This window comes from Solilutibacter pythonis (genome assembly GCF_003697345.1).
Classification (GTDB): Bacteria; Pseudomonadota; Gammaproteobacteria; order Xanthomonadales; family Xanthomonadaceae; genus Solilutibacter; species Solilutibacter pythonis.
In genome coordinates, this window is the sequence record NZ_RFLY01000005.1 from 70,399 (window position 1) to 93,208 (window position 22,810).

Sequence of the window (22,810 nt, forward strand, 5' to 3'; positions counted from 1 at the left end):
GGGTCATGGCCACCGGGTGCCGCATGAAGCTGAATGGGCGGCGGAAAGTGGGCGCAAGTTAAGAGGAGAAAACTGAATTAAAACTGAATTCCATGGGGTGCATTTGGGTTGAAAATGTGCTTGGAGTATCGATCCAGCACCAGCCCAGGCGAGCTTTTCGAGTCGTGTGCGCTTGCCCGTGGCTGCCGGAGGGAAGGGGGATAAGTAAGCGTGTCGGGCGATATACATACGGCCCGCTGTACCCATTGCGCGTCAGTGTGGCGGCGGGGAGTCGTATGGGGAGCGGATGGGGGCGGTGTCAACCGAGCCTAAAGTTACGAGTTGCAGGCCACTTCTATATAGGGGCGGACATGGATTGACGCGCGCGCCCATGGATATCCAGAGCCATTAAATTGGCAAGAGGCGGAGGTGTTTGTTCATGTATTCATGATGCCCAGTGGGATAGTTTCAATCCCACCTGAACATTGAGTTTGTCAAGGGAACTGTTATGCTATTGTTAACACGGCTTTCACATGCGCGGACGTAGGCTTACCACCGTGCGGCGTGCATGCTTCATGCCGTCTCGAGCAAATGTATCCCGTCTCATCGGTATGCCGTTGTCGTTTTACCCATGTTGTTTGACCCTGAATCAAGGAGCTCGTGTATGAACAAGAAACTCCTCTGCGCCGCGCTGCTGTGCGGCATGGGTGTGGCGCATTCCGCCATTGCCCAGGAGTTCGATGATCGCTGGTACGTTTCCGCCTCCACCGGCGTCAACTTCCAGGACAAGGACCGCGCCACCGATGACGCCATCTTCGGCACGCTCGGTTTTGGTAAGTTCTGGTCCCCGAACTGGTCGGTTGATCTGGAGCTGAACTACCAGAATCCGGCCAAGACCGCCAACCCGAACCTGTGGTGGAGCCAGTACGGCGCCTCGGTCGATGCCCGTTACCACTTCCGCAATGCCGACCGTAACTGGTGGCCGTACATCAAGTTCGGCGTGGGCATGCAGCGTCACGAGGAAGAGTTCATCGGCGTCAACGGCGCCCCGGACATCAAGGGCAACTTCCCGGCCCAGCACAAGGACAACAATGCCGCCGCCAACCTTGGCGTTGGTCTGCAAGCCGACTTCGGCCGCGTCGACCTGCGTACCGAGATCGGCGCCCGCGTCGATTTCGACAAGGTCCAGGCTGGTCCGGCTTCCGCTTCCCGCCCGATCAATCTGGCTGGTCCTTACAAGAACCAGAGCCAGTTCGTCGACTTGCTGGCTTCGGTTGGCCTGACCGTGGCCCTTGGTCCGGAGCCGATGGCCCCGGTCGCCCCGCCGCCGCCGCCGCCGCCGGCTCAGACCTGCGCCGACATGGACAGCGATGGTGACGGTGTCAACGATTGCGACGACAAGTGCCCGAACACCCCGGCCGGTACCGCTGTTGGTCCGGACGGTTGCCCGGTGCCGCTGACGATCGACCTGAAGGGCGTCAACTTCGACTTCGACAAGTCGAACCTGCGTCCGGACGCCGTGGCCATCCTCAACGAGGCCATCGAGATCCTGAAGCGTTACCCGGAAATGCGCGTTGAAGTCGCCGGTCACACCGACCTGTGCGGTTCCGATGCCTACAACCAGTCCCTGTCCGAGCGCCGCGCCAAGGCGGTGTACAGCTACCTGACCAGCAACGGCATCGATGCCGGTCGTCTGGCTGGCCCGGTGGGTTATGGCGAAAGCCGTCCGCTCGAGAACACCCCGCAGACCTCCCCGGCCTGTCGCAATGAGCGCAACCGCCGCACCGAGCTTAACGTCCAGAACTGATCCGGATGTCAAGCGAGATCAAGGAAACCCGGCTTCGGCCGGGTTTCTTTTTGCGTGTTGAAGGGAAAGGGGGCGAAGAATTCCGATGTGGGTATGGATGATTCGCCGGGAAGGTTTGTCATGCCAGCGCGGATGGCTTAAATTCCCGCGTGTCCGGCGACTTCGGTTGCCGTTTCCCGAAACCCTGCCGGAGCCTGTCGATGTCCCGATTCCTGTTCGCTCTTCCCTTGATTTTCGTGGCTGGTTGGGCGCAAGCCAGTGCGCCGAATTGCGCCGGGGTGCCGCAAGTGCTGCCGACACCGCCTGGCATCGGTACGTCGGTATCGCCGGAATTGCAGGCCTCCACCACCGATCTCGGTGCGCCCAGTGGCGTGCTTTCGCAGTCTTACGATCAGGCGCTGTCGGTCGATCAGGTGCTGCTGCGGATGCGGATCGAAGCCTGCCGGGTGGCGACCGTTCTGCCCGCGCCAGGGCCAATCGATCCCAATGATCCGGCGGCCTACAAACCGAAGACCGAATTCGACAACACGCCGTGGCGTTTCGATATGAGTCAGGGCGGCAAGCGCATGACCGCCGACGAGTTCGATGCCTGGATGAAGGCGCGCGGTGTGCGTATCGCCACCGGTCGCCCGGCTGTTCGGCCAAGCGCGAGCGCACCCACGCCCGAGGCGGTGCAGCAGCCAGACACTGAAAACGAGAAGAAGTCCGACTGATTTCCGTATCGGGCCATGAAGCCCATCGTTTCCGGGCGGCGGCGGGTGGGACTGGCCCGTGTGCTTTCCAAGCGCGGGGTTTGTTCGCGTAGCCAGGCCGCGGCGATGGTGCGGGATGGACGTGTCGTGGTGCGCGGGCGGGTGGTGCGCGATCCCGAATCGCCCACCTTGGAAACCGAAGACGCGATCAGTATCGATGGCCAGCCGCTGGCGCCGCCTGTCGCGTGCTGGCTGATGCTCAACAAGCCGCGTGGCCTTCTGACCACCGTGTGCGACGAGCGTGGGCGCGATACCGTTTATCGCTGCTTCGAGGGGGCCGGCCTCGGTTGGATCGCGCCGGTGGGGCGGCTCGACAAGGCCAGCGAGGGGTTGCTGCTGTTTTCCAACGATCCCGAGTGGGCCGCCCGGATCACCGATCCCGAACGTGGGCCGGACAAGACCTATCATGTACAGGTTGCCGGGATTCCCGGCGCGGCCGAACTGCGGCGGATGCACGAGGGTATCGATGATGCCGGTGAATGCCTGCGGGTGGCGTCGGCCAGTCTGCTGAGGCGCGGCGATAGGAACGCTTGGCTGGAAATCGTGCTGGACGAAGGGCGCAACCGGCAGATTCGCCGTCTTCTGACGGGCTTGGATTTCGAGGTGTTGCGTCTGGTGCGGGTGGCAGTTGGCCCGCTCCGGCTTGGTGACTTGGGTAAGGGTGAATGGCGTGAGTTGGCGCACGACGAGGCGATGTCGTTGTTCGTCTGAGCCATCTCTCGGCCATCCTCGTTCGTCGTGCCAGGCCCGAAAATTTCACCGCTGTCCGGGCGATTTGCGCAGCACCCGAGGCATTGCAGCTACCGATGCCCTAGTTGGCGCCGTGGCGTGCGCGGATGCGCTCTGGCGATGCCAACAGCTATCCGCCGGTGGCTGGGATCCGGGCCGGGGTGGTTGGCCAACCGGGTCTTTGCGTCAATGCCAATCCACCTCGCCGCCATACCGGTGAACTGGGCATGGGCGTGCGTGACGATCACGCCGGTCGCGGCATCGGGTGCGCATTGCTGGCCGATGGCTGGCTGCCAATTGCAACGGATCGAATTGCAGCTCCATGCCGGCGACGCGGCTGCCATTGCGCTGTATTCGATGCATGTTTTCGTCGAGGTGGGCTGTCATCGCCGGTACGCGTGGCGAGATGGCGCCTGTGTCGATGCCGTCACGATGACGAGGTTCAATCCACCTTCCGAATAAATGAGGCGCGCTCGCTCACCCGCGCGAGATAGCGTGCCACCGTGCCATGCCCGGTTGGCGGCACGGCGCGTCAGATCACGCCGAGTTCCTTGCCGATACGGGTGAAGGCGTCGATGGCGCGGTCGAGGTGTTCGCGGGTGTGAGCCGCGCTCATCTGGGTGCGGATACGCGCCTGGCCCTTGGGCACCACCGGGAAAAAGAAGCCGATGGCGTAGATGCCTTCTTCCAGCAGGCGCTCGGCGAAGCGTTGAGCCAGCGGGGCGTCGTACAGCATGACCGGGCAGATGGGATGCACTCCCGGCTTGAGGTCGAACCCGCGCGCGGCCATTTCCGTGCGGAAATAGGCGGTGTTGTCGGCCAGCCGTTCGCGCGGCTCGCCGGCGGCATCGAGCATTCGGAACGCCTGGGTGCCAGCGGCCACCACATGCGGCGGCAGGGAGTTGGAAAAAAGGTATGGCCGCGAACGTTGACGCAGCAGTTCGATCACTTCCTTCTTCGCCGTGGTGAAGCCGCCCAGCGCGCCGCCCATCGCCTTGCCCAGCGTGCCGGTGAAGATGTCGATCTCTTCCATCACGCCCTTGACCTCGGCGCTACCCCGGCCGGTCTTGCCGATGAAGCCGGTGGCGTGGCACTCGTCGATGTGCACCAGTGCGCCGTATTGCCTGGCCAGTGCGGTGATCTCGTCGAGCGGGGCGATGAAGCCGTCCATCGAGAACACGCCGTCGGTGGTGATTATGATCGTGCGCGCGCCGTCGGCCTTGGCCTGTTGCAACTGCTTTTCCAGATCGGCCATGTCGCTGTTGGCGTAGCGGTAGCGGCGAGCTTTGCACAGGCGCACGCCGTCGATGATCGAGGCGTGGTTGAGGGCGTCGCTGATGATCGCGTCGTTCTCGTCCAGCAGCGGCTCGAACAGACCGCCGTTGGCGTCGAAGCAGGCGGCGTAGAGGATGGTGTCCTCGGTGCCGAAAAAGCGGGCGATGGTGGCTTCCAGTTCTTTATGCAGATCCTGCGTGCCGCAGATGAAGCGCACGCTGGCCATGCCGAAGCCGTGGGTATCCAGCGCATCCTTGGCGGCCCGGACGATGTCCGGATGATCGGCCAGGCCGAGGTAGTTGTTGGCGCAGAAGTTAAGCACCGTGCGACCGTCGGCCAGGGTGATCTCGGCCGATTGCGGGCTGGTGATGATGCGCTCGGCTTTGAACAGACCCTCGGCGCGGATTTCGTCGAGGGTGGTGGCGTAACGGTCGGTCAGGGACATGGGCGGGTCTCGAAAGGGGAAACGGTCATGGGAGGCGGGCGAAGCGCCCGGCGCGCCGGAAGTGCGTTCGAGCATTGCCGGCTAGAGGGTGCGGGTAGCGAACGCGTTCGCGCATGAATCCGGGCCGAGCGGGGATTCGGCCTGCCCAGGGAGCGGCCGCAACAGGCCCGGATGGCGCCGGCCCGGCGCTGTCGTGGTGGGGACGGATGGTATGCCGCGGCCCGCGGGTTTCGTTCACAAGTCGTTCGTGGCTCATGCCATTGATGTCCCGGGCGCGATGTGGGGCGGGCTGAGGCATTGCCGGTCTTCGCTCAGTTCCAGCTCAACACCACCTTGCCCGATTTGCCGGATTCCATCAGTTCGAAACCCTTCTGGAATTCGTCGACCGGCAGTTGGTGGGTCAGCACCTTGCCGAGCGGAAAGCCCGACAGCAGCAGTTGGGTCATCTTGTACCAGGTCTCGTACATCCTGCGGCCGTAGATGCCTTGCAGGGTGAGGCCCTTGAAGATCACCTTGTCCCAGTCGATGCCGGTGCCGTTGGGCATGATGCCGAGCATGGCGATCTTGCCGCCGTGGTACATGCAGTCGAGCATGTCGCCGAAGGCGCGCGGGTTGCCGCTCATCTCCAACCCCACGTCGAAGCCTTCCATGTGCAGGTCGGCCATCACCGATTTCAGCGGTGTGCTGGCGACGTTGACCACCCGGGTCGCGCCCATGTCGGCGGCCAGTTTCAGGCGGTAGTCGTTGACGTCGGTCACTACCACGTTGCGCGCGCCGATGTGTTTGCAGATGCCGGCGGCGATCACGCCGATCGGACCGGCGCCGGTGATCAGCACGTCCTCGCCGACCACGTCGAACTCCAGCGCGCAGTGGGCGGCGTTGCCATAAGGGTCGAAGAAGGCGGCCAGTTCGCTCGGCACCTGGTCGGGGATCGGCCAGAGGTTGCTGGCCGGCATGACGACGTATTCGGCGAAGGCGCCATCGCGGTTGACGCCGATGCCGATGGTGTTGGGGCACAGGTGCTGCTTGCCGGCGCGGCAGTTGCGGCAGTGGCCGCAGACGATGTGGCCCTCGGCGCTGATGCGTTGGCCAACCTGGTAGCCGGACACGCCCGGACCCAGTGCGGCGATGCGCCCGACGAACTCGTGGCCGATCACCAATCCCGGCTTGATGGTGCGCCGGCTCCATTCGTCCCACAGGTAGATGTGCAGGTCTGTGCCGCAGATCGCGGTCTTTTCCAGCTTGATCAGCACTTCGTTGGGGCCGGGCGTCGGCACCGGCACCTGTTCCATCCAGATGCCCTTGGCCGCCTCGCGCTTCACCAGCGCCTTCATCGTCTGCGTCATGTCCAACCCGTTGTGCGTGCAATCGGCGCATTCTACTTCGGCCCCGTGCGGGCTCCATGCGGTATCGATTGGGTGAGCCGGCATGTCTGGGGTCTAATAGCGGGCTGGAAAATCGAAGGAGTCGGCGCGATGCGGAAAACGATATTGGCGATGGCGGGCGGCCTGGCGTTGGCCGCGATGGCGGGCGGCCCGGCCCGCGCCGACGAGGGCATGTGGCTGCCGATGCAACTGCCCTCGATCGCCGGGGAGGTGAGGCGCGCCGGCTTCCAGGGCGACCCGGCGCAACTGGCCGACGTGACCCGACCGCCGCTGGCCGCGGTGGTGAAGGTGGGGGGGGCGACCGGCGCCTTCGTCTCGGACAAGGGGCTGATCGTCACCAACCACCATGTCGCCTTCGGCGTGATTCAGTACAACAGCTCGAAGGCGCGCGATCTGATCGATCAGGGTTTCGTCGCCCCCGACATGGCCGGCGAGCTGCCGGCCAACCCGGATTTCCGCGTGCTGGTCACTACCGGTTTCGACAACATCACCGACCGTATCCTCAAGGACGCGCGCGGCAAGAGCGGGCGGGCGTATTTCGATGCGGTGGAGGCCGCCAGCAAGGCCGAAGTCAGGGCCTGCGAGGCCGAGCCCGGCTATCGTTGCAGTGTGGTCAACATGTACTATGGCACCGATTTCTACCGGGTCAGGCAGCTTGAGCTGAAGGACATCCGCCTCGTCTACGCCCCGCCGAGGGACATCGGCAACTACGGCGACGAGATCGACAACTTCATGTGGCCGCGCCACAGCGGCGATTTCACCTTCCTGCGCGCCTACGTCGGCAAGGACGGCAAGCCGGCGGCCCACAGCCGGGACAACGTGCCCTACGTGCCGCCGGCGCACCTGCGGGTGAGCACCGCCGCGCTCAAGGCCGGCGATTACGCCATGCTGGCCGGCTATCCCGGTATCACGTTCCGCCACCGCAGCGCGGCCGAGTTCGCCCAGCAGGTCGAATGGCAATTGCCTTCGCGCATCGAACTGTATGGCAGCCTGTTGAAGGAGATTGCCCGGGCCGCGCCGGAAGGCAGCGATGCGGCGGTGAAATACGCCTCGCAGGCGCAATCGTTCAAGAACACGTTGAAGCGCGCGCAAGGCGAGCTCGAGGGCTTGAAGCGCAGCGATGCGGTGCGCGCGCGCCGCGAGGACGAGGCGGCGATGCTGGACTGGCTCGGCCGGCAGCCGAACGCTAAGGCGACCCAGGCCGATATCGCCCGCGTGCGGCGGTTGCTGGACGAGACGGCCGCTACCCGCGAGCGCGACCAGTTGTTCTCGGCGATGCGCGGCGTGACCCAGCTCCTGCGTTCGGCGATCAGTCTGCAACGGCTGGGGATCGAACGCGGCAAGCCCGATGCCCAGCGCGAATCCGGCTACCAGCGGCGCGACGAGGCGCTGATCGAAGGCCAGCTCAAGCAGGTGCAGCGCCGTTACGCGCCGGAGGTGGAGAAGGCGATCCTGGCCGACTTGTTGCGCCGCTATTACGCCTTGCCTGAAGATCAGCGCATCGTCGAGCTGGATGCGGTATTCGGTGCCGATGCGGCGGCCAGCGTCGAGGCGCTGGATGCGCTTTACGCCGGGACGAAACTGGGCGAGGAAGCCGAGCGCCTGCGCTGGCTGCGGGCCGATGCGAAGGTGGCGCGCTCGGACGATCCACTGTTGAAAGCCGCCGCCGCCCTGATGCCGGCCATCCTGCGCATCGACAACGCGGCCAAGACCCGCGACGGCGAATTGCTGCGGCTGCGTCCGGCCTACATGCGCGCCCTGATCGGCCACCGCAAGAGTCAGGGCCGCGCGGTGTACCCGGATGCCAATTCCACCTTGCGCGTCAGCTACGGCAAGGTGGAGGGCATGCGTCCGCGCGATGGCGTGGATTACACCCCGCTGACCACCGTGGGCGGCATCCTCGAAAAGCATACCGGCCGCGACCCGTTCGATGCGCCGGAGGCGCTGCGCGAGGCGATCGTCCGCGGTGATTTCGGCAACACCGCCGATCCAGCGCTGGGCACGCAGACGGTCAATTTCCTGACCAATCTCGACACCACCGGCGGCAATTCCGGCTCGCCGGTGATGGACGCGCAAGGCAGGCTGATCGGCATCAATTTCGACAGCAACTGGGAATCGGTCAGCGCCAGTTGGATGTTCGACCCGCGTTACAAACGCGCGGTGCACGTCGATGCCCGCTACATGCGCTGGCTGATGGACAAGGTGTATCCCGCGCATTGGCTGCTGGACGAAATGAAGCTGCCGAAATCGGCCCGTTGACCCCCGAAGGGCGGGGGCTGGCGCGGCGGCCCGCCCATGACCATCGTCACGTCCCGGTATCGCCGGTACTGACTAGACTCGAACGAATCGACACGAGGAACACAGCAATGCGCATCACAGCACTGGCCGCGGCGGTCGCCGTGGCGACCATCGGGCTTTCCACCGCGGCGCGCGCCGGCGAAGGCATGTGGGTACCGCAGCAGTTGCCGGAGATCGCCGGGCCGCTGAAGAAGGCCGGGCTGAAGCTCGACCCCCGGCAACTCGCCAACCTGACCGGCGATCCGCTGGGTGCGGTGGTGTCGCTGGGTGGCTGCACTGCCAGTTTCGTTTCGCCAAAGGGCCTGGTGGCGACCAACCATCACTGCGCCTACGGCGCCATCCAGCTCAACTCCACCCCCGAGCGCAACCTGATTCGCGATGGTTTCAACGCGGCCCGCTTCGCCGATGAAGTCTCCGCCGGCCCGAACGCGCGCATCTTCGTCCTGGACCGGATCACCGACGTCACCGGACAGGTCAAGGCCGCGCTCGCCGCCGCGCCCGGCCCGGTCGAACGCGCCCGGGCGCTGGAAGACCTGGAAAAGAAGCTGGTCTCGGCCTGCGAATCCGAGGACGGCTTCCGTTGCCGCCTGTACAGCTTCTTCGATGGCAATGCCTACCGTCTGTTCAGGAACATGGAAATCAAGGACGTGCGCCTGGTCTATGCGCCGCCCGCCTCGATCGGCAACTACGGCGGCGAGATCGACAACTGGATGTGGCCGCGCCACACCGGTGATTTTTCCTTTTATCGCGCTTACGTCGGCAAGGATGGCAAGCCGGCCGCCCACAGCCCCGACAACGTGCCCTACCAGCCGAGGCACTGGCTGAAGATCGCCGACAAGCCGCTCGGCGTCGGCGATTTCGTCATGGTGGCCGGCTACCCGGGCCGCACCAATCGCTATGCGCTGGCCGACGAGTTCGACAACACGGCCGACTGGGCCTATCCGACCATTTCCGCGCACTACAAGAAGCTGGTGGCGATGGTGATCGAGGCCGGCAAGAAGAATCCGGACATCGAAGTGAAGTACGCCAGCACGATTCGCGGCTGGGAAAACGTGATGAAGAACTACGATGGCCAGCTTGAAGGCTTCAAGCGCATCGATGCGGCCGGCACCAAGCACAAGGAGGAGGCCGCCGTGCTCGGCTGGCTGCGCGGCCAGGACGACAAGGGCCAGGCCGCGCTGGCCGCTCACGCCGAGCTGGTGAAGTTGAACGAACAGGCCCGCGCCACCCGCGAGCGTGATCTGGTGATGCGCCAGTCCGGCGGGGCGCTGGGCAATACCGCCGTCTCCCTGTACCGCCTGGCGATCGAGCGCGCTAAGCCGGATGCCCAGCGCGAGAGCGGCTACCAGGAACGCGACCTGCCGGGTATCGAGGGCAGCCTGAAGCAGATGGAGCGCCGTTTCGAACTGTCGATGGATCGGCGGTTGCAGCGTTACTGGCTGCTTGAATACCTCAAACTGCCGGCCGGCCAGCGCGTCGAGGCCATCGACAAATGGCTGGGCGGCAACGACGAGGCCGCCGTGGATCGCGCGCTCGATCGCATGGGGCGCAGCTTGCTGCGCATGTCCGGCGAACGCATGAAGTGGTTCAAGGCCACGCGCGCCGAGTTCGAGAAAAGCCGGGACCCGGCAATCCAGTACGCGGTGGCGGTGATGCCGACCCTGATGAAGCTGGAGGAGGAAAGCAAGACACGCACCGGCGAGATTCTGCTCGCGCGTCCGGTCTACATGCAGGCGGTGATGGACTACCGCAAATCGCGCGGCTCGTTCATCTACCCCGATGCGAACTCCTCGCTGCGCATCACCTTCGGCAACGTCACCGGCTACACCAAGCTCGACGGCAGCCAGCAGGCGCCGTTCACCCGGCTGGAGCAGGTCGCGGCCAAGGCCACCGGCCAGGCTCCGTTCGACGCCCCCCGGTCGCTGCTCGACGCGATCGGCGCCAAGCGTTACGGCGGTTACGAGGACAAGCGCCTCGGTACCGTGCCGGTCAATTTCCTTTCCAACCTGGATATCACCGGCGGCAACTCCGGCTCGCCAGTGCTGGATGGCCACGGCAAGCTGGTTGGCCTGGCGTTCGACGGCAACTGGGAATCGGTCAGCTCCAACTGGGTGTTCGATCCGAAGATGACCCGCATGATTTCGGTCGATCAGCGTTACATGCGCTGGATCATGCAGGAGGTCTATCCGGCGCCGAACCTGCTGGAGGAGATGGGCGTACCGGCGAAGAAGTAAGGCCCTCGCCCCAGGCACGGCGGCCGCGGAAAAAACCCAGAGGGTGGCGCACAGCGATGTGCGCCGCTTCCGCATAGGCCGGAAGCCGAGCCGGGAATTACCATGCGTTTCAAGGCGGCTGGCCGTGGCTTTGGATTCGCCCTCGTCTTTTCTTTAGGCAGGTGAAGAAAGGCAACCTGCCCGACCCGGGGCGAGGCGGGCGCAAGCGCCCGATCATGCCCTGCCAATGAAAACAGTCTTGCCGATTTCGCCACTCACAACACAGGAGCTCACCCCATGCGCATTCTTCTCGCCCGTCATGGCGAAACCCCTTGGAATGCCGAAGGCCGCTATCAGGGGCAGGTCGATATCCCGCTTTCGCCGGTCGGCGAGGCCCAGGCGCGCGCGCTGGGCGAACGCCTGGAGGGGCTGCGCATCGACCGTGCCGTGGCCTCGCCGCTGGGCCGCGCCCGCCGTACCGCCGAACTGGCGCTGGGCGAAACGCGCGCGGCGTTACTCACCTTCGATGACGGCCTGCTGGAAATCGCCCATGGCGAATGGGAGGGGTTGCTGGCCGGTGAGATCCAGCAACGCGATCCCGAACTGATGCGTGCCTGGCGCGCGGCGCCAGAAAGCCTGCAAATGCCCGGTGGCGAATCGTTGCGGCAGGTGCTCGAACGCGCCTGGCCGGCCTTCGAGCGCGCCTGCGCGGGGTTGGGCGAAGGCGACACGTTGCTGATCGTCGCCCACGATGCAGTCAATCGCGTCCTGCTTTGCCGCATCCTCGGCATGCCGCTGGGTCACCTCTGGCGGTTCCGCCAAGCGCCGACCACCCTCAACCTGCTGGAAGGTCGCGATGCCGAACATCTGGAAGTCGTGCGGTTGAACGACAGCAGCCACCATACCGCGCTGTTTGGCGAGGCGGTGCATCGCGCGCTTTGAGCGGCGGCCCGCGCGGGCAGGCCCGACTCTACAATTCGCCGATGGAAAACACACTTGCCGACTGGCTTGCCCGGCTGGAAAAACAGCACCCGGTCGCCATCGAACTTGGCCTTGCGCGCGTGCGCGAAGTGGCCGGGCGGATGCGGCTGGCGAAGCCGGCGCGGCAGGTCGTCAGCGTGGCCGGCACCAACGGCAAAGGCTCGACAGTGGCCTTCATCGAGGCCATCGCCCGCGCCGCTGGCTGGCGGGTCGGCAGCTACACCTCGCCGCACCTGCTGCGCTACAACGAGCGTGTGCGCATCGATGGCCGCGAGGCGACGGATGCCGAACTGGTGGCGGCCTTCGAGGCGGTCGAAGCGGCGCGCGGCGATGTTTCCCTGACCTATTTCGAGGCCGGCACGCTGGCGGCGCTATGGCTGTTCGCGCATGTGGCGCTGGATCTCGCCATCCTGGAGGTCGGTCTGGGCGGCAGGCTTGACGCGGTGAACATCATCGATGCCGATTGCGCGGTCATCACCACCGTCGATCTCGATCACCAGGACTGGCTGGGCGAGGACATCGAAACCATCGGTTTCGAGAAAGCCGGCATCGCGCGGGCGTGGAAGCCGTTGGTGCTGGGCGACGACGATCCGCCCGCCAGCGTGTTGCGCCATGCCTATGCCCTGGGGGCGTCGAGCTGGCGCATCGCCAGCGATTTCTTCGCCGAGCCCATCGACGACGGGCACTGGCGCTGGCGTGAAGTCGGCGCCGGGATGATCTTACCGATGCCGGCCCTGGCCGCGCCGGTGCAACTTCGCAATGCCGCTTGCGCGATCGCCGCCCTGCGCGCGATCGGCTTCGATGCCGGGGAGGCGACATGGGCCCGGGGCATCGCCGAGGCGCGCATCGCCGCCCGCTTGCAGGCATTCGATGTTGAAGGCGTGGAACTGCGGGTGGACGTGGGCCACAACCCGCAGGCCGCGCGCGCGCTGGCCGAAGCGCTGCGCGCATTGCCGCCGAAGCGCACGCTGGCGGTGTACGCCGCGCTGGGCGACAAGGATGCGGTGGGCGTGACCGAAGCGCTGCGCGCGGCGGTGGATGGCTGGATCATCGCCGGCAGCACGGCGGCCGGGCCACGCGGCGTTTCCGCCGGGGCGGTGGCCGGCGGGCTGCCGGCCGGCTTGCCGGTGCTCGCGGTGGCGGCGGATGTCGATGCCGGCATCGAGCACGCGCTGGCCGCGACCGAAAGTGGCCAGCGCGTGCTGGTATTCGGCGGTTTTCATGCCGCCGAATGCGTGCTGAAGCGTTTTGCCGGGAGCCGGGGCGCAAAAGCGAGCAGGCTATAATCGCCGTCCCCTCGCCAACGCCGACGCCTCGATGGAACGTCCGTTGAAACAGCGCCTGATCGGCGCCGCCGTGCTCATCGCGCTCGCGGTGATTTTCCTCCCCATGCTGATCAAGAGTCCGGCGCCGGTGAGCGGCGCGGCCGATGTGCCGCTGGATGTGCCAGCCGCGCCGGAGGACGGGTTCGAGACCCGCGAGTTGCCTCTGGGCGCGCCGGGCGAAACCCCGGCCGGTGGGGTGGCCGGCATGCGCGACGCACCAAGGCCGGTGGCTTCTGGCGCGGTGATCGAACCGGAATCGCCCTCGACCACTTCCCCGGCGAGTCGCTCCGCGGCCGCCGCCGCCGGCGATTACGTGGTGCATTTCGGTAGCTACGCCAGCAGCGGCGATGCCGAGCGCATCGTGCAGGCGCTGGCCGGCCTGCAATTGAGCGCGCGCGCCGAGCCGACCACAGTGGCCGGCAAGGCCGCCTACCGGGTGCGGATCGGCCCCTACGCCAGCCGCGCCGATGCCGAGGCCGCACGGATCAAGGCGCTGACGCTGGGCAATAACGCTCGCGCCACCGTCATCGCCCTGGATGCCGCCCCGGCAACGACGCCGGCGCCAGCCGCCATCGCGCCGGCCACGGTCGCTTCCACCGTGACCACCACGCCGTTGCCGTCGGCCGCCGCGCCGAAGCCCGCCGCCGCGCCAGCCAAGCCGGTCGCGCAGCCCGCACAGAAGCCGGTTGGCATGGCCGCCGCGCCGAAGCCCGAAGCCAAACCGGCGCCGGCCGCCAAGCCCGCGCCCGCCCCCGCGCCGAAACCCGCGGCTTCCGCGACGGGGTTCGCGGTGCAGCTTGGCGCGTTCGCCAATGCCGCCGAGGCCGGCGCGCTGCGCGACAAGGCGCGCGCGGCCGGTCTCTCGGCCTTCACCGAGACGGTCAAGACCAGCGGTGGCACTTTGACTCGCGTGCGCGTCGGTCCGGTCGCCGATCGCGCCGATGCCGAGAAGTTGCGCGCGCAGGCGCAGGCCAAGCTGGGTATCGGCGGCATGGTCCGTCCGCATCCGTGATGCGTTGATCGCGCGTCTCTTCCTTTCATTCAATCGACCAGTTCCCCGGAGCGGAAACCATGTGCGGCATCGTTGGCATCGTCGGCCATAACGAGGTGGCGGCCCGTCTGTACGACGGCCTGAGCGTCCTCCAGCACCGGGGGCAGGATGCCGCCGGCATCGCCACCAGCAATGGCCGGCAACTGCGGGTGGAGAAGGGCAACGGCTTGGTCAGCGATGTCTTCGATGCCGGGATGATGTCGCTGCTCAAGGGCAATATCGGCATCGCCCATTGCCGCTATCCGACCGCCGGCAGCGAGGGCAGCGACGAGGCGCAGCCGTTCTACGTCAATTCGCCTTACGGTATCGCGCTGGCGCACAACGGCAACCTGATCAATACCGAGAAACTGCGCCGCGAGGTATTCGAGCAGGATCGGCGCAGCGTCAACACCCAAAGCGATTCGGAAGTGCTGCTCAACGTGTTCGCGCACGAACTGGCGCGGCAGGACACGCTCGATGCCGAGGCCGCGTTTCGCGCGGTCGAGGGTGTGATGCGCCGTGCCAAGGGGGGCTACGCGGTGCTGGCGATGGTGATGGGGTTGGGCCTGGTGGCCTTCCGCGACCCGAATGCGATCCGTCCGCTGGTGCTGGGCAGGCGCGCTACGCCGGAGGGCGAGGAATACGCGCTGGCCTCGGAATCGGTGGCGCTGGATCTGATCGGCTTTGAACGCGTGCGGGACGTGGCGCCGGGCGAGGCGATGGTGGTGAGTGTGGGGGGCGAGTTGCGCCACCGCCTCGTCGCCGGGCACGTCGAGCCGCGCCCGTGCGTGTTCGAATACGTTTATTTCGCCCGTCCCGATTCGATGATGGACAACATCTCGGTGCACAAGGCGCGCATGCGCATGGGCGTGGCGTTGGGCGAGAAGATTCAGCGCGAGCGGCCCGGGCACGACATCGACGTGGTGATCCCGATCCCCGACACCAGCCGCGACGCCGCGCTGGAAATCGCCAACGTGCTGGGCGTGAAGTACCGCGAGGGTTTCATCAAGAACCGTTACGTCGGCCGCACCTTCATCATGCCGGGGCAGGGCGAGCGGGCGAAATCGGTGCGTCGCAAGCTCAACCCCATCCCGCTGGAGTTCCGCAACCGTGTGGTTCTGCTGGTGGACGACTCCATCGTGCGCGGCACCACCAGCCAGCAGATCGTGCAGATGGCGCGCGAGGCGGGCGCGAAGAAGGTCTACCTGGCCTCGGCCGCGCCGCCGGTGCGTTATCCCAACATCTACGGCATCGACATGCCGACGCCGCAGGAACTCATCGCGCATGGGCGAAGCGTCGGGGAGATCGAAAAGCTGATCGGCTGCGACTGGCTGGTCTATCAAGACCTGGAAGACCTGGAGAGCGCGGTGGCCGGGCCCAAGCATCCGGGCATGAAGTTCGACACCTCCTGTTTTTCCGGCGAATACGTCACCGGCGTGGACGAAGGCTATTTCGAGGCGTTGCGGGCGCAGCGCTCGGACGAAGCCAAGGCGAAACGTCGGGCGTGAAGTCCAGGCCGCGAAGCATCGAGTCGGCGCGCCAGGGGATGCCGATGCCGGCTACGGGCCAGGTGACTGGTGTGGATGCCGCGAATTTCGATGGCCGGTGGATCGTCGCCCCCAACGCGGGCGGCCGGGCATCGCGGGGACGCCACTGTCCCGGGCGCTCGCGCCGGGCGATGCCACGGGAAATTTGCCAGGCCGCGCCGGCATGAACCTGTTCGTCGCCGCGGCCGATGTGCTCGCCACTGCCGGCATCGAAGCCAAGCCCGCCGCCGCCAGGGCGCTGGCGGCCGCCTTCGCCCGTGGCGAACTGGCGATTCCCGACGATGCGCCGCCGCCTGATCCCATCGGCATGCCGGGCCGTCCGCCACGGCCGCGGCTGGTGCATCCGCGCGAGTTGCCCAGGCGCGGCTTCGGCACGGTCGAGGGGCGCGCCGTCTTCATCCATGCCGTTGCGCATATCGAATTCAACGCCATCGACCTGGCCTGCGACGCCATCTACCGCTTCCGCGACATGCCGCGCGAGTATTACGCCGACTGGGCGTGGGTGGCCGACGACGAGGCCCGCCACTTCGCCATGCTGCGCGCCCGTTTGAACGCGCACGGCCACGATTACGGCGATTTCGATGCCCACAACGGCCTGTGGGAAATGGCCGTGAAGACCGCGCACGACGGACTGGCGCGGATGGCGCTGGTGCCGCGCGTGCTGGAGGCGCGCGGGCTGGACGTGACGCCAGGGATGATCGCCAAGCTGAAAAGCCTTGGCGATGCCGAGACCGCCGCCAGTCTCGATGTCATCCTGCGCGAGGAGGTGGCCCACGTCGCCGCCGGTTCGCGCTGGTACCGCTGGCATTGCGAGCGTGCGGGCGTCGAGCCGCGCGGGCGCTTCCGCGAATTGCTGTGCGAATACGCCGGCGGTGTGCTGCATGGGCCGTTCAATGTCGAAGCGCGTCTGTTGGCCGGCTTCGACGAGGACGAACTGGCGCTACTGGCGGCGCTGGACGGCGTCTGAACGCATTTCACGATACTGAACAACAAACGCAACCGTACCGAAACACAAACTGTTCAGGATGCGCGGTTTCCGCCGGGCGGCGAAGGGAAGTGGTCCGCCCGTCTCCATTACCGCAAGCAAGAGAGCCCGCCCCATGCTGAACAAGACGATTCTCGCCGCGTCGGTTGCACTGTGTCTGCACGCCATGCCGTCCTCCGCTCAAGTGATGGCCGATGCCCATGCCGCGACCGCCGCCGCCGATGGCGAGGCCGGCACCCTCGACCGCATTTCGGTGATCGGCACCGGCCAGACCCGGCAGGTGCAGATGGTCGGCCAGGCCGAACTGGCGCGTGAAGCCGCCGGCGCCAGCCCGCTGAAGGCCGTGGCCAAGCTGCCGGGCGTCAACTACCAGAGTTCCGACCCGTGGGGCAATTACGAATGGGGGGGCAAGCTCAACATCCGGGGGTTCTCGCAACAGCAGCTCGGCTTCACGCTCGACGGCGTGCCGCTGGGCGACATGAGCTATGGCAACCATAACGGCCTGCACATCAGCCGCGCGATCGTCAGCGAGAACATGGGCGCGGTCGAGCTTTCGCAGGGTAGCGGCGCGATCGACACCGCTTCCAGCGGCAACCTGGGCGGCACCCTGCGCTTCTTCAGCCAGAACCCCGAGGACAGCTTCGGCGTGCGCCTGAACCAGAGCATCGGCAGCAACAACATGCGGCGCACCTACGCGCGGCTGGATACCGGTCGCCAGGGCCTGTTCGCCGGCTACGTCAGCGCCGCCTTCCAGAATGCCGACAAGTGGAAGGGCTATGGCCCGCAGCGGCAGATGCAGGTCAACGGCAAGTTCGATCTCACCGGCGATGGCTGGAACGTGCGCGGCTATTTCGATACCTCGCGTCGCCGTGAGACCGATTACGCCGATCTTTCGCTGGAATCCGCCAAGCGCCTGGGCATGAAGTGGGACAACTACGCGCCGGACTGGCAGCGCGCGGTCGATGCCGCCAATGGCATCTATCGCGGCAAGGTGGTGAGCCTGGACGACGCCTACTACATCGCCCGGGGCGTGCGTGACGACGATCTGGCCTACGTCGCCGGCTCGTTCGATGCCAGCGACGCACTCACCTTCGACGCCACGCTCTACTACCACCGCAACGAAGGGCAGGGCCAGTGGGCCACGCCGTATGCGCCCTCCTCGGCGAGCGTGCCAATCTCGATGCGCACCACCGAATACGACATCGAACGCACCGGCTTCATGCCGAGCCTGACCTGGCGGATCGGCGATCATCGTCTTCAGGCGGGGATCTGGTGGGAGAAGAACACCCACGGCGTGCAGCGCAACTTCTACGCGCTCGATGGCGTGACGCCGCCGCACGCGCTGGATTTTCTCCACAACCCGGACGTGCGCGCGTTCCGCCAGCGCTTCGATACCGATACCTTCCAGTACTACCTGCTCGACCACATGGAGTTCATGGATGGCCGCTTGGCCATCGATGCCGGTTTCAAGGGCATGCGCGTGACCACCAATGGCAAGGCGTTGATCGGCACCAGCCGCGCGGGCGGCGAACTGGTGGCCCGCGACAATTTCATGCCGCAGGTCGGCGCGCGCTGGCGCTTCAATGAGCACGAGGAAATCTTCGGCTCGTATTCGGAAAACATGGCCGCCTACCGCACGGGCGTGAATGGGCCGCACTCGGCCTCGCAGGCCGCCTTCGATACCTTCAAGGACGCGATCCGCCCGGAAACCTCGCGCACGCTGGAAGCCGGCTTGCGCAGTTCGCGCGATATGTTCGATGCTTCCGTCGCGCTTTATCGCGTCGATTTCAAGAATCGTCTGCTGGCGATCGCGCGCTGCGTCGGCATCGCCGGCTGCCCCACCGGCTTCGCCAACGTCGGCGATGTGCGCACCACCGGCGCCGAACTGGTGTTCCAATTGAAGCCGATCAACGGGTTTGGCTGGTACAACTCGTTGTCGTTCAACAACTCGAAATACGCCTCGGACTACATGGATGGCGCGAACCTCGTGGCCATCGACGGCAAGCAGGCGGTGGACTCGCCCAAGCGCATGTTCGTGACCGAACTGACCTACGCCAACGGCGGCTTTAGCGCCAACATCGGCGGTAAGTTCACCGACCGCCGCTACCTGAGTTACCTCAACGACTCCTCGGTGGATGCGTTCTGGATGACCGATGCCGGCGTGGGCTACGAGTGGACGAGCCTGGCCTGGGCCAAGTCGCTCAAGCTGAAGTTCGACGTCACCAACCTGTTCGACAAGGAATACTTTGCCGGCATCGGTACCAATGGCTTCGTCGTCAGCGATCCGCAGGGCAAGAACTACACCCTGCACGCTGGCGCGCCGAGGCAGATGTTCCTGAGCGCGGAACTGAAATTCTGATGCGGAAAACGACGATGGCCGCGGCATCCCGCGGCCATCGGCTTATGGAGCGCGTGGCATGAATTTCCTGAAAACGTGGGTCTGCGGGCTCTTGCTGTTGCTGCCCGTGACCGCCCCGGCCTGGTTGCCGCCGCCCTCGGCGGATACCGAGATCGCGCGCATCGCCTTCGGCTCGTGCAGCAGGGAATCGCTGCCCCAGCCGGTCTGGAGCGCGGTGCTCGAACGCAGGCCGGACATGTTCGTTTTCCTGGGCGACAACATCTATGGCGATACCCGCGACATGCGGGTGCTGCGCCGCAAGTATCGCCAACTATCGGAAATCGAAGGGATCGAACGCTTACGTGCCAACGTGCCGGTGCTCGCCACCTGGGACGATCACGATTACGGCGAGGACGATGCCGGCGCCGATTACCCCATGAAGGAGGAAAGCCGGAAAATCTTCCTGGATTTCTGGGGGGAGCCGGCCGGTTCTCCGCGCCGCGCCCGTGATGGCGTTTACACGAGCCATGCCTTCGGCCCCGAAGGCCGCCGGGTGCAGGTCATCCTGCTCGACCTGCGTTACAACCGCACGCCGCTGCTGCACTCGCCGTTTCTGGAAAACGAATCGCACTATTCGCGTTGGGCCAGGCAGCGGGAACGACAGGGGTACGAAGTGCATGGCCCGTATGCGCGCAATCCCGATCCGGCCGCCACCATGCTTGGCGAAAGGCAGTGGCGGTGGTTCGAGCGGCAACTGCGCGAACCCGCCGACCTGCGCATCATCGGCTCCAGCTTGCAGGTGGTTTCGGATTTTCCTGGATGGGAAGCCTGGGCCAATTATCCGGCGGACCAGCAGCGGCTGTACGAGACGATCCGCAAAACCCGTGCGCGCGGCGTGGTGTTCCTGAGCGGGGACACGCATTTCGGCGAACTGTCGGTGCGCCGCCGCCATGTGCCGTACCCCATGTACGACCTCACCAGCAGCGGCCTAACCGAGGTCTGGCGCGTGCCGGTGCCCAACGCGTTGCGGGTGGATGGAAAATCCTTCCGGCAGGTCAATTTCGGCGAACTCGACATCGACTGGACGCGTCGCACGCTGACGATGCGCCTGCGCGACGTGAATGGCGGCGAATTGCTGGGAAGGACACTGGAGATCGATGCGCTCGCGGATGCGGCCTGGGGCCGGCCCTGACAATGCGGCATGACGAATTCCTAACTTTGGATGCGGTAGCGTCCGCGGCGTCATTCGTTTCCTGGAGTTGGAAATGCGCCACCCGATATCCGTCACCGCTTTGGCCCTGACGGCCACCTTCATCCTCGCGGCCTGCGACAAGCCGGGGGAAGCGCCCGCCGAAGTCGTCGCGCCGGTCGAGATTCCGGCGCCCGCGCCCGCCCCCGCCCCCGAAACCGCCGACGTGCCGCCGCCGGAGCCGATTCCGAACACTGACCCGGCGCTCGATGCCGGGGCCGATCAGGGCGTCGTCACCCACTTCAGGGCCAACGGCGTCTCGCCGGCCTGGCGCGCGGAGGTCGATGGCGACACGCTCAAGCTCGACGTGCCGGAGCATGCGCGCACCGAACCCGGCTTCACCACCGTCAAGGCCGAGCGTCAGGCTTATGCCAAGGGCGTCGAGTACAGCGGTAAGGACGGCGCCAACGCGTTCACCCTGACCATCGATGGCAAGACCCGTTGCGACGGGGCGGCAAACGAGAGCGGCGAGACCGATCGGGAATTCGTCGCCACCTTGCGCTATGGCAAGGCCACCTACCGTGGCTGCGCCGACCGCCTGTAAGGCGTTTTCCTGCGGGCTCGTGTCCGTGCTCGCGCTGGTGGCCTGCCAGCGCGAGGCGGCCGTCCCCGCGCCGCCGTCCGGACCTGCCGCCACCGGCCAGGATGCGCCGCCGCCATTGCGCGCCATCGGCACCGAGCCGTTCTGGCGCATCGACGCCGAAGGCTCGCGCCTGCGCTACGCCACGCCGGAAGACTCGCCGGGCCGCACCTTCGAGACTCGGCGCATCCGCGAGGGACGCGGCTGGCGCTGGCTGGGCGCGGGTGCGCATGGCGCGTTCGACCTCGTCATCCAGCCGGGCACATGCGGCGATGGCATGTCCGATCGTGTCTACGCTTACCGCGCCAGGCTGCTGGTCGATGGTCGGGCGCTGGGCGGTTGCGCCGACCGGCTGGAGAAGTTCGGGGGCGAATAGGGTATCGGTCCGTTGTTGGGCGAGGTCAGAGGGTGAGTAGCTCGTGGCCCCGGCGCGATACCCGCAACATCGAACCCCGTGCGTACCAATCGCCCAGCACGATGCGGGTGCGCCCACCTTCCTCGTGGATGGCCGGGCGATGAGTATGGCCGTGGATCATCCGCCGCAGCCCGTGGCGGGCGAAGGTGGCGTCCACCGTGGCCGGAGTGACGTCGGTGATGGTTTCCGCGCCGCCGGCGGCCTGCAATTCACCATAACGGGCCTTGCTGGCCGCCCGCGCCTGTTCGGCGAAGGCGAGCCGCGCGGACAGGGGTTGCGAGAGGAACCGCGCGCGCCAGCGCGGGTCGCGCGTCATTGCGCGGAATTGTTGGTAGGCGAGATCGTCGCTGCACAACTGATCTCCGTGGCCGATCAGCACCGGCTCGTCGTTGAGCACGATCACCGATGGATCGGGCAGCAGGCGCATCCCGCAGCGCGCCGCGTATTCGTGGCCGAGCAGGAAATCGCGATTGCCGTGGATGAAGAACACCGGCGTGCCGGCCCCCGATAGCGCCCGTAAGCCCTCGGCGACCAGCGTCCCGGTTTCACTCGGGTCGTCGTCGCCGACCCAGGCTTCGAACAAATCGCCCAGGACGTACAGCGCATCGGCGCCGGGCGCTTCCGCGCGCAGGAATTGCCGCAGCAGCGTGGTGGTTTCGGGGCGCGCGTCTTCCAGGTGCAGGTCGGAGATGAAGAGGGTCGTCATCGCGGCATGCCGGCTGGCCGGCTGGTCCTGAGGTTCATGGCGCGCTCTAGTATTCCAGGATGTGGTGAACTTCCGCGCCGAATTTATTCAGTTTTTCTTCGCCATTCAAATCTTTCAGTTGGATGAGGAAACTGAATTGAGTGACGGTGGCGCCTTGTTTCTCGACCAGCCTGGCGGCGGCTTCGGCGGTTCCCCCGGTGGCCAGCAAATCATCGTGAATCAGGACTCTCTGGCCCTTCTTCAGTTGGCCCTCGCGGGTTTCTATTTCCGCGCTTCCATATTCAAGCGCGTATTTTTCGGAAATGGTGGGTGGGGGAAGTTTTCCCTTTTTTCTGATCAGGATGAATGGAACTTCCAGCGCCACCGCGATGGCGACGCCGAAAAGATAGCCCCGGCTTTCGATGCCACAAACCGCGTCCACTTTTCCTTTGCTTAACGAAACCAGCTCCGCGATGACCGCCTGATAAAGTTCCGGGTCCAGGAGGATGGGGGAAATATCCCTGAACTGAATCCCGGGGATGGGGAAATCGGGGATGTTTTCAATGGTTTGTTCCAGTTTTCTGACGAGTTCTGCCGAGGTCATTCGTGTATTTGTCTTCGGTCGTGGGGTATGCCATGGAGGCGGGTTTCGGGGCGCTTGCCCGGGTTGCGTCTGGCCCTTCCGGGCGCGCTCGGGGACTTTCCGCTTCGCGGCGCTTGGCGCGTCGTGTTGCGCGGCAAGGATACTGGGTCGCCAACGGAATTCACAAGCCCTGGCGTCATGGGTTTTCC

At 65.8% G+C, this 22,810-nt stretch carries 19 protein-coding genes; 15 read left to right on the forward strand and 4 right to left on the reverse strand.

The annotated features are described in order from the left end of the window. Window positions 1–643 precede the first annotated feature (643 nt). The 4 genes from EBB59_RS04690 to EBB59_RS04705 all read left to right on the forward strand — a co-directional run bounded on the left by EBB59_RS04690 (window position 644) and on the right by EBB59_RS04705 (window position 3,729). Entirely contained in the window at window positions 644–1,786 is a 1,143-nt protein-coding gene (locus EBB59_RS04690) for an OmpA family protein (protein WP_122100992.1), read from the forward strand. 200 nt (window positions 1,787–1,986) lie between these two features. Continuing rightward, entirely contained in the window at window positions 1,987–2,499 is a 513-nt protein-coding gene (locus EBB59_RS04695) for a hypothetical protein (protein ID WP_122100993.1), read from the forward strand. Window positions 2,500–2,514: 15 nt separating this feature from the next. Next, window positions 2,515–3,249, forward strand: a complete 735-nt coding sequence (locus EBB59_RS04700) for a pseudouridine synthase (RefSeq protein WP_122100994.1) — start codon at window positions 2,515–2,517, stop codon at window positions 3,247–3,249. A 207-nt stretch (window positions 3,250–3,456) separates the two neighbouring features. Further along, window positions 3,457–3,729, forward strand: a complete 273-nt coding sequence (locus EBB59_RS04705) for a GNAT family protein (protein ID WP_147455509.1) — start codon at window positions 3,457–3,459, stop codon at window positions 3,727–3,729. 70 nt (window positions 3,730–3,799) lie between these two features. Here the strand turns inward: EBB59_RS04705 and kbl are convergent, their stop codons facing one another. Beyond that, complete coding sequence (gene kbl, locus EBB59_RS04710) at window positions 3,800–4,987, reverse strand: glycine C-acetyltransferase (RefSeq protein ID WP_122100996.1); 1,188 nt, start codon at window positions 4,985–4,987, stop codon at window positions 3,800–3,802. Between the two features lie 311 nt (window positions 4,988–5,298). Further along, window positions 5,299–6,333 (reverse strand): L-threonine 3-dehydrogenase, encoded by a 1,035-nt coding sequence (gene tdh / locus EBB59_RS04715; protein WP_211327688.1) that lies wholly within the window; start codon window positions 6,331–6,333, stop codon window positions 5,299–5,301. A gap of 129 nt (window positions 6,334–6,462) precedes the next feature. Between tdh and EBB59_RS04720 the strand changes: the two genes are divergently transcribed. The 11 genes from EBB59_RS04720 to EBB59_RS04770 all read left to right on the forward strand — a co-directional run bounded on the left by EBB59_RS04720 (window position 6,463) and on the right by EBB59_RS04770 (window position 21,294). After that, window positions 6,463–8,631, forward strand: coding sequence for a S46 family peptidase (locus tag EBB59_RS04720; protein ID WP_245979051.1), 2,169 nt, complete (start codon window positions 6,463–6,465; stop codon window positions 8,629–8,631). A gap of 107 nt (window positions 8,632–8,738) precedes the next feature. Continuing rightward, a complete protein-coding gene (locus EBB59_RS04725) occupies window positions 8,739–10,904 on the forward strand; it encodes a S46 family peptidase (RefSeq protein ID WP_122100997.1) in 2,166 nt (721 codons plus the stop codon). A gap of 276 nt (window positions 10,905–11,180) precedes the next feature. After that, window positions 11,181–11,825, forward strand: coding sequence for a histidine phosphatase family protein (locus EBB59_RS04730; protein ID WP_122100998.1), 645 nt, complete (start codon window positions 11,181–11,183; stop codon window positions 11,823–11,825). 41 nt (window positions 11,826–11,866) lie between these two features. Continuing rightward, on the forward strand, window positions 11,867–13,150 hold the full coding sequence (gene folC, locus EBB59_RS04735) for a bifunctional tetrahydrofolate synthase/dihydrofolate synthase (protein ID WP_122100999.1): 1,284 nt from the start codon (window positions 11,867–11,869) through the stop codon (window positions 13,148–13,150). 31 nt (window positions 13,151–13,181) lie between these two features. Then, the gene (locus tag EBB59_RS04740) at window positions 13,182–14,201 is read left to right on the forward strand and encodes an SPOR domain-containing protein (protein WP_122101000.1); all 1,020 of its coding nucleotides are present in this window, start codon (window positions 13,182–13,184) and stop codon (window positions 14,199–14,201) included. Between the two features lie 59 nt (window positions 14,202–14,260). Then, entirely contained in the window at window positions 14,261–15,727 is a 1,467-nt protein-coding gene (gene purF, locus EBB59_RS04745) for an amidophosphoribosyltransferase (protein WP_122101001.1), read from the forward strand. A gap of 202 nt (window positions 15,728–15,929) precedes the next feature. Then, window positions 15,930–16,733: a ferritin-like domain-containing protein gene (locus EBB59_RS04750; protein WP_122101002.1), complete on the forward strand. Its 804-nt coding sequence runs from the start codon at window positions 15,930–15,932 to the stop codon at window positions 16,731–16,733. 133 nt (window positions 16,734–16,866) lie between these two features. Next, window positions 16,867–19,110 (forward strand): TonB-dependent receptor, encoded by a 2,244-nt coding sequence (locus EBB59_RS04755; RefSeq protein ID WP_122101003.1) that lies wholly within the window; start codon window positions 16,867–16,869, stop codon window positions 19,108–19,110. 58 nt (window positions 19,111–19,168) lie between these two features. Next, complete coding sequence (locus EBB59_RS04760) at window positions 19,169–20,281, forward strand: alkaline phosphatase D family protein (RefSeq protein WP_122101004.1); 1,113 nt, start codon at window positions 19,169–19,171, stop codon at window positions 20,279–20,281. 73 nt (window positions 20,282–20,354) lie between these two features. Further along, window positions 20,355–20,882, forward strand: coding sequence for a hypothetical protein (locus EBB59_RS04765; protein ID WP_122101005.1), 528 nt, complete (start codon window positions 20,355–20,357; stop codon window positions 20,880–20,882). 19 nt (window positions 20,883–20,901) lie between these two features. Beyond that, a complete protein-coding gene (locus EBB59_RS04770; RefSeq protein WP_122101006.1) occupies window positions 20,902–21,294 on the forward strand; it encodes a COG3650 family protein in 393 nt (130 codons plus the stop codon). 25 nt (window positions 21,295–21,319) lie between these two features. Here the strand turns inward: EBB59_RS04770 and EBB59_RS04775 are convergent, their stop codons facing one another. Together EBB59_RS04775 and EBB59_RS04780 are read right to left on the reverse strand one after the other, a co-directional pair. Continuing rightward, complete coding sequence (locus tag EBB59_RS04775; RefSeq protein WP_122101007.1) at window positions 21,320–22,039, reverse strand: UDP-2,3-diacylglucosamine diphosphatase; 720 nt, start codon at window positions 22,037–22,039, stop codon at window positions 21,320–21,322. A gap of 46 nt (window positions 22,040–22,085) precedes the next feature. After that, window positions 22,086–22,622: an adenine phosphoribosyltransferase gene (locus tag EBB59_RS04780; RefSeq protein WP_122101008.1), complete on the reverse strand. Its 537-nt coding sequence runs from the start codon at window positions 22,620–22,622 to the stop codon at window positions 22,086–22,088. Window positions 22,623–22,810 lie beyond the last annotated feature (188 nt).

Coding starts and splice junctions, on each gene's coding strand:
- purF (WP_122101001.1), top strand. CDS start 14,261: ATGTGCGGCATCGTTGGCATCGTCGGCCATAACGAGGTGGCGGCCCGT.
- tdh (WP_211327688.1), bottom strand. CDS start 6,333: ATGACGCAGACGATGAAGGCGCTGGTGAAGCGCGAGGCGGCCAAGGGC.
- EBB59_RS04690 (WP_122100992.1), top strand. CDS start 644: ATGAACAAGAAACTCCTCTGCGCCGCGCTGCTGTGCGGCATGGGTGTG.
- EBB59_RS04740 (WP_122101000.1), top strand. CDS start 13,182: ATGGAACGTCCGTTGAAACAGCGCCTGATCGGCGCCGCCGTGCTCATC.
- EBB59_RS04765 (WP_122101005.1), top strand. CDS start 20,355: ATGCGCCACCCGATATCCGTCACCGCTTTGGCCCTGACGGCCACCTTC.
- EBB59_RS04755 (WP_122101003.1), top strand. CDS start 16,867: ATGCTGAACAAGACGATTCTCGCCGCGTCGGTTGCACTGTGTCTGCAC.
- EBB59_RS04700 (WP_122100994.1), top strand. CDS start 2,515: ATGAAGCCCATCGTTTCCGGGCGGCGGCGGGTGGGACTGGCCCGTGTG.
- EBB59_RS04780 (WP_122101008.1), bottom strand. CDS start 22,622: ATGACCTCGGCAGAACTCGTCAGAAAACTGGAACAAACCATTGAAAAC.
- EBB59_RS04720 (WP_245979051.1), top strand. CDS start 6,463: ATGCGGAAAACGATATTGGCGATGGCGGGCGGCCTGGCGTTGGCCGCG.
- EBB59_RS04695 (WP_122100993.1), top strand. CDS start 1,987: ATGTCCCGATTCCTGTTCGCTCTTCCCTTGATTTTCGTGGCTGGTTGG.
- folC (WP_122100999.1), top strand. CDS start 11,867: ATGGAAAACACACTTGCCGACTGGCTTGCCCGGCTGGAAAAACAGCAC.
- EBB59_RS04775 (WP_122101007.1), bottom strand. CDS start 22,039: ATGACGACCCTCTTCATCTCCGACCTGCACCTGGAAGACGCGCGCCCC.
- EBB59_RS04730 (WP_122100998.1), top strand. CDS start 11,181: ATGCGCATTCTTCTCGCCCGTCATGGCGAAACCCCTTGGAATGCCGAA.
- kbl (WP_122100996.1), bottom strand. CDS start 4,987: ATGTCCCTGACCGACCGTTACGCCACCACCCTCGACGAAATCCGCGCC.
- EBB59_RS04760 (WP_122101004.1), top strand. CDS start 19,169: ATGAATTTCCTGAAAACGTGGGTCTGCGGGCTCTTGCTGTTGCTGCCC.
- EBB59_RS04725 (WP_122100997.1), top strand. CDS start 8,739: ATGCGCATCACAGCACTGGCCGCGGCGGTCGCCGTGGCGACCATCGGG.
- EBB59_RS04705 (WP_147455509.1), top strand. CDS start 3,457: ATGCCAATCCACCTCGCCGCCATACCGGTGAACTGGGCATGGGCGTGC.
- EBB59_RS04750 (WP_122101002.1), top strand. CDS start 15,930: ATGAACCTGTTCGTCGCCGCGGCCGATGTGCTCGCCACTGCCGGCATC.